The organism is Rhodopirellula bahusiensis (assembly GCF_002727185.1).
GTDB classification, from domain to species: Bacteria; Planctomycetota; Planctomycetia; order Pirellulales; family Pirellulaceae; genus Rhodopirellula; species Rhodopirellula bahusiensis.
Map to the genome: position 1 here is coordinate 1 of NZ_NIZW01000052.1, position 10119 is coordinate 10119.

The 10119-nt window shown below is 54.2% G+C and carries 8 protein-coding genes; 3 read left to right on the forward strand and 5 right to left on the reverse strand.

Annotated features, from left to right (window positions below; genetic code table 11):
• Positions 1-43: 43 nt before the first annotated feature.
• The 5 genes from CEE69_RS33800 to CEE69_RS31490 form a co-directional block, all read right to left on the reverse strand.
• Entirely contained in the window at positions 44-214 is a 171-nt protein-coding gene (locus CEE69_RS33800; protein ID WP_158231113.1) for a PD-(D/E)XK nuclease domain-containing protein, read from the reverse strand.
• A gap of 332 nt (positions 215-546) precedes the next feature.
• Positions 547-1242, reverse strand: coding sequence for an IS630 family transposase (locus tag CEE69_RS31475; RefSeq protein WP_008665875.1), 696 nt, complete (start codon positions 1240-1242; stop codon positions 547-549).
• The gene (locus CEE69_RS31480) at positions 1239-1682 is read right to left on the reverse strand and encodes a helix-turn-helix domain-containing protein (protein WP_037250777.1); all 444 of its coding nucleotides are present in this window, start codon (positions 1680-1682) and stop codon (positions 1239-1241) included. Before CEE69_RS31480 ends, CEE69_RS31475 begins: the two co-directional genes overlap by 4 nt.
• 357 nt (positions 1683-2039) lie before the next feature.
• Positions 2040-2378, reverse strand: coding sequence for a VOC family protein (locus tag CEE69_RS31485; protein ID WP_051073455.1), 339 nt, complete (start codon positions 2376-2378; stop codon positions 2040-2042).
• A 37-nt stretch (positions 2379-2415) separates the two neighbouring features.
• On the reverse strand, positions 2416-2886 hold the full coding sequence (locus tag CEE69_RS31490; RefSeq protein ID WP_008672967.1) for a secreted protein: 471 nt from the start codon (positions 2884-2886) through the stop codon (positions 2416-2418).
• Between the two features lie 263 nt (positions 2887-3149).
• Between CEE69_RS31490 and CEE69_RS31495 the strand changes: the two genes are divergently transcribed.
• The 3 genes from CEE69_RS31495 (at position 3150) to CEE69_RS31505 (ending at position 10060) form a co-directional block, all read left to right on the forward strand.
• Positions 3150-4052 (forward strand): anti-sigma factor, encoded by a 903-nt coding sequence (locus CEE69_RS31495; RefSeq protein ID WP_037254896.1) that lies wholly within the window; start codon positions 3150-3152, stop codon positions 4050-4052.
• A 71-nt stretch (positions 4053-4123) separates the two neighbouring features.
• A complete protein-coding gene (locus tag CEE69_RS31500; RefSeq protein ID WP_008672963.1) occupies positions 4124-6493 on the forward strand; it encodes an efflux RND transporter periplasmic adaptor subunit in 2370 nt (789 codons plus the stop codon).
• Positions 6494-6613: 120 nt separating this feature from the next.
• The gene (locus CEE69_RS31505) at positions 6614-10060 is read left to right on the forward strand and encodes an efflux RND transporter permease subunit (protein ID WP_233215834.1); all 3447 of its coding nucleotides are present in this window, start codon (positions 6614-6616) and stop codon (positions 10058-10060) included.
• Positions 10061-10119: the final 59 nt, after the last annotated feature.

The window sequence follows — 10119 nt, forward strand, 5'->3', positions numbered from 1 at the left end:
GTTGCGTTTGAGTTGGTTGTGGTTAACCGTTAAACGCAGTGGTTCACGCGATGGTTTCTCTATTCAACAAGTTCTTGGTGAATAATGCGGGGTTAATGTTGAAACAGCACCCTCGAACGTCGTATGGTGGCGTCCAGGGCTCAGCACGCACGTCGTCAAAGAACAGTCGCAAGGTTGCATGGAATGCATCTTGAACGTCGCGCTCAAACATCATCCAGAGTTGCAATGTAGGTATTTGCTGCTAGGCGTCAATCCACGACGAAAGTTTCAGAACACGATTCGATCGCTCACCAGCCTAGATTCTTGTGCCGCATTTGACCCGAAGTCTCGGAAGTTATTCTACAAAAAATGGATGAGTTGTTTGATCGGCATCGAAAGGGACTCGAACAAAAATTTCTGCTGTGTCGCATTCAGGCACAGTATCTTGCTCGTCAGGAAGGCTTCCCGTTCTGCATACTTACTTCGGTGACACCTGGAACTGTCTTCGCCGCAGCAATCGCTAGAGCACGTTCGTTTGCATCCTTGTTGGTGCAAACTAGTGGTTCGTCAAACTCTAATTTTAGGATAGACCGATCTCAGTTTGATTCGAGCGTCGTCGATCTTCATCTGCCAGTCGACGCCTCGTTGCTTGTCGTTGATGTGCGTCGACCAAGCCGCGATTTCGGCTGACAACTCCTCGATGCTTCCGATGCGGCGGCCACCGACGCACTGTCGCGTGATGCTGCTCAATTCGTTCTCGGCAATGTTAAGCCAACTTCCGTGCTTGGGCGTGTAGCACCAGTTGATCCGCTTGACCAATGAGCGTGCGCGAGCCGGTTCGAACACTTCATAAAACGCTCCCCGAGTGTGGGTGTTTAGGTTGTCGCACACCAGCGTTACCTTCTCGCAGTCGGCGTAGCGACCTTCAAGCAATTCCGCCATCAGCAAAGCCCAGTCCACCTTGGTCTTCGTCTGCCGAGCGAATGCCTGCCGCCAACCGGCCAACGGTTCGGTGAACATAAAGATGTTCGCCACCCCAGCACGTTCGTATTCATAGTCGACTCGCTTGGGATGTTCGGCGGTCGCCTCGACAGGAGCCTTCACGTCTTTGATCAACTGGACCGGTTGCTCGTCCATGCAGAGGACCGGGCGGCTCGGATCGTAGGTTTTTTCATAGGTTTCCAGGACGTCTTCCATGCTCGCGGCGAATTCCGCATCGCACTGTGGCGGGATCACCCAGTACTGGATGTTGCGGTTGTTCATGCGATTTTTTTTAGCGTCTGCCGGACGGTCTCGTGCGAGACCGAGTCACAGATCCCCAGTTCGACGACCTTTTCGGCGAGCAGTCGAAGCGACCAGTTGGCATAGCCGGCCGGTGGCTTTCCCAATCGCGTCGCGATGATCTTCGCTTCTTCATCTCCGCTGAGACATTTGGGTCTGGCCGGTTCGAGCCGTTTCTTTCCCTGGAGAGTTTGCTCAAAACCAAACTCAACAAATCGCTGTCGGATATTCTCGACTGTTTTCGTTCGACACCGGTACGCCTGGGCGATCCTGGCGTCGGTCCACGCCAGCCCATCGGCATCGGCGGCGAGCAGGATTTGTGCTCGACGCACTTTCTGGCTCGAGCCACTAAGCTTCTTGACAATTTCTGCGAGCGTCCGTCGCTCCTGCTCGTTCAACCGAACGATATATTTCTTGTGCATGGGAACCCTCCGTGTTCCCCACAGCTTCACCTATCGAACGGATAATCCCAACCCTAATTCTTGAAGCTGACGCACCACTAGCGTAATCTTGCCGGCACCGAGATGCGTCACGTAGATGCTGTGGCAATTCAAACGCTGCAGTCCGCGGCTTATGCGTTTTTCGATTGAGATTGGAAATAGCTCCATGAAAATGGCTTCGCAAGCGACAAGGGCGATGTGGAACTTAGAACTGACTGCGAAGTTCAATCGTCTCCGATGCTCCACACCGCCCTTGAGGGCTCACGGCTGCAAGTCAACTGATCTGGAGAAAACAAACGAAGTGAGTTAAAGCAACGTGCACGGACATACCCTCGTTTGCTAGCCGATTTCAAAAAATTCGATCAGTACACCCTCGATATCGACAAAGGCAAATCGGATCCCGGGCTTGAATTCCGTCGGTGGCATTACGATTTGCTTTCCGAAAATTGCCTCGCTCAGACTGTCTACTTTGAACGCAACGTGAGTCCGTGTCTTAACGTCATCGGGGAACGGCGCATCAGCGTCGAAGCGAATCTTTTCGATTCGCAACGCATCTGTTTTCACACTAAGAATATGCGCACAAATGTCCGGATGATAAACTTCGCCTTCGCTAGGATGGATTGTTGGGATTCCAATGTGGTCATACGCGACGTCACAGCCAGTGTTCTTCAAGTCCAAAACGGAGACTCCTAGAGAAGGTTTCGAGTGCCCGAATCTACTGGTTGATCTTGGCGAGGTATTTTTCGGGGTCAGCGAGCAGCTTGTCTTTGCAGCCATCGCAGCAAATCCAGACGGTTTGGCCCTCGACTTCCATCTTCTCAGGCTTGCCCATCACGCCGAGCATTCCTCCGCTGACGGGGCAGAAGTGCTGCTTCATCGCCGATGCCTTGTCCTCTTCCGAGAAACTGGCGAGCGTTTCCATCATTTTGTCCATGTCGGACTTCGCCTCGGGGGCAGGAATTTCTTCCGCAGCATCTGCTCCCGCGTGGGATGTGTGGTCGTGCATCGCGTGCTCGTCGTGGTTCATCGCGTCATGGTCCATGGAATCGTGGTCCATTCCACTCTCCATATCGGCTGCTGGTGCGGCATCATCGGCTGGTTGCACCTGCGACGAATCACAGCCTGAAAAACCGATGGCAAGCATGGCGACTGCGGCAATCGGTAACGTCCACTTCAAAACAATCATGACTCCGGGTTCCTTGTTGAAAAAGGCGTTGGAAAGATACTTACGCCGAGTCAGATGCTCTCAGTCGTGCCGTTCTTCACCGATTTTCATAGGAATTCTGAAAAAGATGGGGCCAGCATCGACGTTTCGTGCGAAATCGCTAAAAATCGTGAAGGAACCGCAGTTTAGAGGTATCCAACACCTGACGAGTTCTCGATGCGACGCGGCAGACCGCGCGGAACTCGTTTTCACCGACAGACCACGAAAGGTCGCAGGTATAACTCATGAACTGTAACGAAACTCAAGATTTGCTCTCGGCGTTTTACGACGACGAGCTGTCGGTCGATGTGCGCGTTGCCGTTGCGGAACATTTGCAGGGCTGTCAGTCATGCGCGAGGGCGTTGACTGAGTACGAGCAGCTGAGTGGTGCTTTCTCAGGTGCCGCCGCCCCACCGGTTCCGCCGGGCGTTTGGGGGCAAATTGTTCGCGGACTTGACGCGGACAACGCGACAGAGAGCGTTGGCCGGGCAAAGCCCTCGTTAGCAGTTGCCCCTGCTGTTGAGTTGGCCTCCGGTGCAAATGCGGATCGCTCGCCAAATCCGCGTTGGAGTCGGGCGATGTATCAGCGTCTCGCGATCGCCGCTTCGATGCTCCTTGTGTTTGGCTTAAGCGTTTGGATATCACGTCACGATTCGATGTCCGACATGGATCAGGGGCACAGCAAGGAATTCGTCGCGACAATGGATCACTACCTGCGGGCGCTTCCGGAGAATCCTGATGCGGCGGAACAATTCTTGCTGGATAAATACGATGGCAAAGTGGTCGCTCCGGATGAGGCCGTCCACCTGGTCGGTTATCGGCCGGCCGTTGCAGACGGCTTGCCACAGGGCTATTCCCTCGCATCGACAAGTGTTTTGAAGATGCCGTGCTGCACTTGTGTGAAGGCGGTGTGCAAACGTCAGGATGGTTCAACGTTGGTTCTGTTTGAACACGACGACGAAGAGGTTGACTGGTTTGGGGACCGAGCCTCCAGCATGGCGATGTGCGGTGATAAGGAGTGTTGTCTAGTCGATCTCGATTCAAGCATCGCAGCGACATGGCGAGAGGGCCCACGGAGTGTGACGGCTGTCGGCGTGAAGGACCAAGAAGAAGTCACGGCACTGGTCGATTGGTTTAAGAGGAGTTGATGGGGAGTGAAGGAGGTTGACTGCTTCAACTCCCGTCTCCCAGACCCAGAACAAGGCTCACAAAGAAAACAATGAAACAACATCTAAAACGACTGTTCTCACAGACCTGGTTCCTGCAAGCGATCGCATTTCTTGCGATCGGCTTTGCGTTTGCATGGTGGTTGCGAGGACCATCGACATCGGACTCGTCAGCGGGTTCCCAAGCCGTTGTGGCTGAGCAAGCATCGAATGCACCGGCAATCTGGACCTGTTCGATGCACCCTCAGATTCGGCGCGACGGCCCCGGTAGCTGCCCCATTTGCGGTATGGATTTGGTGCCTGTGAAGAAGTCGGCGAGCGGCGTCCGTACTGTTTCGATCAACGCGGACGTTAAGAAGCTGATGAACATTCAGACGGTTCCGGTAGGACGTCAGTATGTGACTGCTGATGTGCGGATGGTCGGGAAGATTGAGTATGACGAGACGCGATTAGCTTACATTACCGCATGGGTTTCCGGACGTTTGGACCGATTGTATGTCGACTTCACTGGTGTCGAAGTCAACAAGGGCGATCACATGGCGTACATCTACAGCGAAGAGTTGTACACGGCCCAACAAGAATTGATCGCGGCGTTGGAATCCAATGCGGGCCGTTCGTCATCTCGTTTCGTCCAACCGATCGACCTAGCAGAGTCCGCTCGCGAGAAACTGCGGCTGCTTGGAATTACCGAAGAGCAAGTCGGGGAAATCGAACAGCGGGGCAAACCTACGGAGCACCTAACGATCTACTCACCGGCCAGCGGAATTGTCGTGGAGAAGCTCCGTCAGGAGGGGGACCGTGTTCGTACGGGAGATCGCATCTATACCGTTGCGGATTTGAGCCATCTGTGGGTGCAAATGGATGCGTACGAGTCAGACCTCGCTTGGCTTCGGTACGGGCAGGAAGTTGAATTCACGACGGAGGCTTACCCGGGTGAAGTCTTCAAGGGACAGGTCGCGTTTATCGACCCGGTTTTGAACAAGGACACGCGCACCGTGAAGGTCCGCGTGAACGTGCCGAATGAAGATGGACGACTGAAGCCAGAGATGTTCGTTCGGGCGGTTGTTCGATCCAAAATCGCAGCCGGTGGCCGCGTGTTGGATGCATCTTTGGCTGGCAAATGGATCAGCCCAATGCACCCCGAAATTATCAAAGACCAACCGGGCAATTGCGATATCTGCAAAATGCCGCTGGTACGTGCAGAGTCCCTTGGATTCGTGACAGCAGAACCGAGCGATACGGCAAAGCCGCTTGTGATTCCCGTGTCGGCCGCCCTTTTGACCGGGACTCGTGCGATTGTTTACGTCCAGGTTCCTGACGCGGAAGAACCAACCTACGAAGGGCGCGAGATCGTTTTAGGCCCTCGCGCCGGAGATTACTACCTTGTCAAATCCGGTTTGAAGGAAGGTGAATTGGTCGTGACCAATGGCAACTTCAAGCTCGACAGCGCTCTGCAAATCTCCGCCAAACCATCCATGATGACACCCTCAGGCGGTGGAGGTGGCGGCGGTCACAATCATGGCGGCGACGCGATGCCGAAGGGTGAGGGTGACGCGATGACCGACCACTCGCAAATGTCACTGCCGCCCAAGGTGAGCCAACAGATGCTGGCAGTTCTTGAATCCGTTAAGTCACTCGAAGCCGCCATCGAGGAGGCTGAGCTGAGCAAAATCCGTGGCGCCTTTGCAATGGTGGGGCAGCGAGTTGCAGCCGTGGACGGAAACGCGTTATCGGGTGATATGGGAGCCCAATGGCGAGAGTTTGCCATGTTGCTGAGAAACGACTCGGTCGAGGGGCAAGACATTCAGAGCTTGCAAGATGCGGATCGCGTCACTTTGGTGACCAAGGAGCATGCGATGCGGCTACAGAAAATGTTCGGGATTTCACATGCTGGGCATGAGATGCCCGAAGAGACGTTGAATGTGCCGATGGCTTTTCGCCAACAGCTTGATCGTTTGTTGAACCCATATCTTGCGATCGGCGACGGTCTGGCGTCGGACAAAGTGGGTGCGTTCGCCAATGATGTCGAACAACTTGATCAAAGCCTTCAAGCGATCGACGCTAGCACACTCGATGAAGTAGCCTCAAAGCGATGGGCAGCCGAGACACGAAGCCTCTCGTCGATTGCTGCTCGCTTAGCGAAGGCGACCGATTTGGAAGCGATGCGTTCCGCGTTTGCGCTGCTATCTGATGAGTTAATCACCATCCAACGCATGTTTGGATTCCACAGCGGCAGTCAGTTGTTTGAGCTGCATTGCCCGATGGCATTTGATGGCCGTGGAGCGACTTGGTTGCAGACTAACGATACCGTTCGCAATCCCTATTACGGAGGATCGATGCTCAAGTGTGCCGACAAAGTCGCACCTCTCGTTGAGGCTCCGCCACCAAGTGGCAACGAACACAGCAAACACAATCACGGCTAACTCCATTTGTCGAGTTTTCAACTCGATGATGAACGAAGCACCATGTCCCCCGCCCGAGCCAACCGAATTCGCATGGAGGTATCGGGGTAAAAACGTCAATTAGAAGACACTGCATAACGAATGTCACAATCCTCGGACAATACCCTCGCCTCCAAGACGGAATCCGATTCGCAACACGTTGTCGCTCCGGATGTAGACGCCAACCGCCGGTCACTTCTCGGCGGCATCATCTGGTTCTGCATACACAACAAGTTGATTGTCGCTTTGCTGGTCGCTGCCACTGTTGGCTGGGGCGTGATGGTCGCTCCGTTTGATTGGAAGATCGGTGACCTTCCACGCGATCCGGTACCCGTTGATGCCATTCCCGACATCGGTGAAAACCAGCAGATCGTTTTTACCGAGTGGATGGGGCGCAGTCCGCAGGATATCGAAGATCAGATCGGGTATCCGCTCACGGTTGCGCTGCTCGGTCTTCCCGAAGTCAAAACGATTCGCAGTTACTCGATCTTTGGCTTCTCGACGATCTATATCATTTTTAATGAGGAAGCCGAGTTCTATTGGTCGCGATCGCGTGTGCTGGAAAAGCTGAACAGTTTGCCGGCCGGCACGCTACCTGAAGGCGTCCAGCCAGCACTGGGACCCGATGCGACCGCTCTCGGCCAGATCATGTGGTACACGCTGGAGGGACTCGATCCTGACGGCAATCCGACCGGCGGGTGGGACCCGAACGAGCTGCGGACGTATCAAGATTGGTACGTTCGTTATGCGATCACGGCAGCCGAGGGTGTCAGCGAAGTCGCTTCCATCGGCGGCTTTGTGCAGGAGTACCAAATTGACGTTGATCCCGATGCGATGCGGGCGGCCGATGTGACGCTGTCCGATGTTTTCATGGCAGTTCGTATGTCAAACGTCGATGTCGGAGCGAGAACGATTGAGCTTAACAAGGCGGAGTACATCGTTCGTGGCCTGGGCTTTATCGAGCAGGTGGAAGATCTCGAAAAAACAGTCCTCAAGGTCTCCGATAATGTTCCCATCACAGTGAAAGACATTGGTACCGTGCGACTAGGCCCCGCGCTGCGTCGTGGTGCACTGGACAAGGCGGGGTCGGAGGCAGTCGGCGGAGTCGTTACCGTCCGTTACGGCTACAACCCGCTTCAAGCAATCAAGAATGTCAAAAAGAAAATCCAGGAAGTCTCCGTTGGTCTACCGACCAAGGCGGTGATTGATTTCACGCAAGTGGCCCCCGAACAGGTACAAGCGTATGCCGAGCGAAACGATTTGCCTCCGACGGAAGGAATGGAGCCGATCCATGATCCGTGGGTCGCTCACCTACGCAATCTCCCTCGCGAGCAATGGCCTGCTTGGATCACGACCAGCCAAATCGGCATTGTTCCGTTCTATGATCGCACAGGCGTCATCTATGAAACCCTGGGAACGCTCAACACGGCTTTAACCGAAGAAATTTTGGTCACGATCATCGTGATCATCGTGATGGTGTTACACCTCCGCAGTTCAATGTTGATCAGCGTCTTATTGCCGATCGCAGTTTTGATGTGCTTCATCGCAATGAAGACATTCGGCGTCGACGCCAACATCGTGGCGCTCTCGGGTATCGCCATCGCGATCGGGACGATGGTCGATATGGGCATCATTCTGTGTGAAAATATATTGAAGCATCTGGACGAAGCCGATCCCGACGAAAATCGCGCGGACGTAATCTTTCGAGCGGCTCATGAAGTTGCCAGTGCGGTGTTGACGGCGGTTTCGACGACCGTGATCAGCTTCTTGCCCGTGTTCACGATGGTTGCTGCGGAAGGCAAGTTGTTTCGTCCGCTCGCCTTTACAAAAACGTTTGCGTTGATTGCGTCCGTTATCGTCGCACTGACCATCATCCCTCCGGCGGCGCACGTGCTAATGGGTGGCCGAATCAAATCGGGTGTAATCCGCCGCTACATGATGATCGCCTTGATTGCGGCGGGGATTCTGCTCGCGGTCTTGGTCTCGTGGTGGGCAGGCGTGATCATCGCAGGGCTGGGGATTTACAAGCTTCTGGAAGAACGCATTTCGACGAAGTACCAAAAGATGGGGCCGATGATCGCAAACGTGATTGCGGTGCTTGTGGTTGCCTTCATCTTGGCCGAGCATTGGCTGCCGCTCGGTCCTGAGAAGGGCATGATCCGCAACCTATTGTTCGTCGGTATTTTGATTGGTGGCCTGCTTGGATTCTTCACGATATTCCAACGCTATCTCTACGAACCGATCTTGCGTTGGTGCTTGGGTCACAAGCTCTTCTTCTTGTCGATTCCCACGATCTTCCTGCTGATTGGGCTATGCGCTTGGCAAGGATTTGATCGTGTTTTCACCTTCGTGCCGAAGGCGGCATCGCATGTCGGGGTCTCCGACGAAACGATTCGACAATCAAAGCCGTGGACACTCGCGTCCGACGCACTGCCTGGTCTGGGGAAGGAATTCATGCCGCCACTGGATGAGGGATCATTCTTGTACATGCCGACGACCATGCCTCACGCTTCGATCGGCGAAGCCATGGACGTACTGCAACTGCAAAACAAGTTTCTCATTTCCATTCCGGAAGTGGATTCCGTTGTTGGCAAAATCGGTCGCGCTGAAAGTCCGCTCGATCCGGCTCCGATTTCGATGATCGAGACCTTCATCACTTACAAGTCGGAATACAAAACCGATCAAAACGGGAACCGATTGAGATATCGCTATGACGAAGAGGCGGAGGATTTCATTCGCGATGAACAAGGCGAGCTGATTGAAGATCCTCATGGTAGACCGTTTCGGCAATGGCGTGAGGAGATCAAATCCCCCAATGACATCTGGCAAAAGATCACCGAAGCGGCTGACATTCCAGGCACCACTTCCGCACCCAAATTGCAACCCATCGCCGCTCGAATCGTCATGCTACAAAGCGGCATGCGTGCGCCGATGGGCATGAAGGTCAAAGGCCCCGACCTGGAAACCATCGAAAGGGTTTCATTGCAAATCGAGGGGTTCTTGAAACAGGTGCCAACCGTGGAGGCGCCCGCCGTCATCGCTGACCGCATTGTCGGCAAGCCGTACTTGGAAATTGATATCGACCGTGACGCGATCAAGCGGTACGGATTACAAATCCGAGATGTCCAGGACGTGATTGAAGTCGCGATCGGTGGCAAGCGGATCACAACCACGGTTGAGGGTCGGGAGCGATACCCGGTCCGCGTTCGCTACTACCGAGAATTGCGAGATGAAGCCGAGTCACTTGGTCGGATTCTGGTTCCGACACCGATGGGACAACACATACCGATCGAACAATTGGCGGAAATCAAGTACCTCCGCGGGCCGCAGGTAATCAAGAGCGAGGATACCTTCTTGGTCGGATACGTCCTGTTCGATATGAAGCCCGGCAATGCGGAGGTCGATGTTGTTGAAGACGCACAGGCTTTCTTGCAAGAAAAGATCGACAGAGGTGAACTCGTTCTGCCGGCAGGCGTGAGCTACACATTTGCCGGAAATTACGAGAATCAGATTCGATCCCGCATTATTCACCAAGAACTTGTTGAATAGAGAAACCATCGCGTGAACCACTGCGTTTAACGGTTAACCACAACCAACTCAAACGCAAC